The organism is Roseisolibacter sp. H3M3-2, assembly GCF_029211165.1.
Classification (GTDB): Bacteria; Gemmatimonadota; Gemmatimonadetes; order Gemmatimonadales; family Gemmatimonadaceae; genus Roseisolibacter.
Map to the genome: position 1 here is coordinate 1 of NZ_JARGEK010000626.1, position 1484 is coordinate 1484.

General features: G+C 78.4%; 1 protein-coding gene and 1 pseudogene. Both read left to right on the plus strand.

The window, feature by feature from the left end; translation table 11 throughout:
* Positions 1 to 155 precede the first annotated feature (155 nt).
* A complete protein-coding gene (locus tag PYV61_RS25210; protein WP_275836639.1) occupies positions 156 to 926 on the plus strand; it encodes a LytTR family DNA-binding domain-containing protein in 771 nt (256 codons plus the stop codon).
* Position 927: 1 nt separating this feature from the next.
* Positions 928 to 1484 (plus strand): annotated as a pseudogene (locus PYV61_RS25215) (hypothetical protein); the annotation flags it as partial.

The following is a 1484-nucleotide window of genomic DNA, read 5'->3' on the forward strand; positions in this document are numbered from 1 at the left end:
CCGACTTGTGGGGCTCGCCAACGCGCGCCCCCGCCTCGCGGAGCTGCACGGCGCGCGCGGCGCGCTGACCCTCGGCGCGGCCGCCGGCGGCGGCACGGCGGTCGAGGTGCGGCTGCCGCTGCACGGCGGGGCGCTGGCGGCGTGAGGCCCGTGCCGTGACGCGCACCGCCGTGGTGGTGGACGACGAGCCGCTGGCGCGCGAGCGGCTGCGCCGCTTGCTGGCGCGGCACCCCGACTGGCGCGTGGCCGCCGAGTGCGCGGACGGCGACGCGGCGCTGGCGGCGGCGGCGCGCGAGCGCCCCGACGTCGTCTTCCTCGACATCAGCATGCCGGGGCGCAGCGGCGTCGAGGTGGCGCAGGCGCTGGTGGACCGCGACGACGCGCTGGCGATCGTCTTCGTGACGGCGCACGACGAGTTCGCGCTGGCGGCGTTCGAGGTGAGCGCGCTCGACTACCTCGTGAAGCCGGTGGACCGCGAGCGCTTCGCCGCCGCGCTGGCCCGCGTCGAGCGCCGGCTCGGCCTCCCCGCCCCGGCGCCGCTGGCCGCCGAGCTGCGCGCGGTGCTCGCCGAGCTGACCGAGCTGCGCGCGGGCGCCGAGCGGCCGCGCCGGTTCGTGGTGCGCGGCGCGCGCGGGCACTACTTCGTCCCGGTGGAGGACGTCGAGACCGCGGTCGCCGAGGGGAACTACGTCGCGCTCGGCGACGGGCAGCGGTCGCACCTCGTGCGCGAGACGATGAAGTCGCTGGAGCAGAAGGTCGACCCGGCGCGCTTCGTCCGCATCCACCGCTCGGCGATCGTGAACGTCGACCGGATCGCGCGGGTGGAGCCGCTGGGGCACGGCGAGTACCGCGTGACGATGCGCAGCGGCGCGCGGTTCGAGTCGAGCCGCGCCTACGGCGACCGGATCAAGGCGCTGCTCGGCTGACGTGGCGCCGCTCTCGGGGCCGGAGCAGGCGCTCCTCCAGTACCTCACCGTCACCGGGCTGCTGGCGCTGGTCGCGCTGGGCGCGCCGTCGCTGGTGATCCTCGGCCTCTTCCTCGGCATCCTGCCGGGGTTCGTGCTCGGGCTGGCGCCGACGGCGTTCCTGTGGGGAGCGACGTTCGCCGCCGCGTGGTGGCCGGCGCACGGCGCGCTCGGCGACTGGCCGGCGGCGGCGCTGGCCGGCGTCCTCACCTACGGGGCGATGCGCGCGATCCCCGCGGCGCTCGACCGCCCGGTGCGCGCGCGCCTCGCCGGGCTGCGCGCCGGGGACGTGACGCCGGCCGCGCGGATCGCGGTGCGCGGGACGCTGGCGGTCGAGCTGTCGCACCCGTCGGAGTCGCCCACCAAGGACGTGTCGCGCGCCTGGAACGACCGCAGGGCGCGCGCGCGGGCGGCGCGGCGCCCGCTCGGCGACGACGAGGCGCCCCGCGGGTGCGACGCGCTGGTCGCGGCGGCGCTGTTCACCGCGGGCGTGGGCGAGGTGGTGCGGCTGCACGTGCC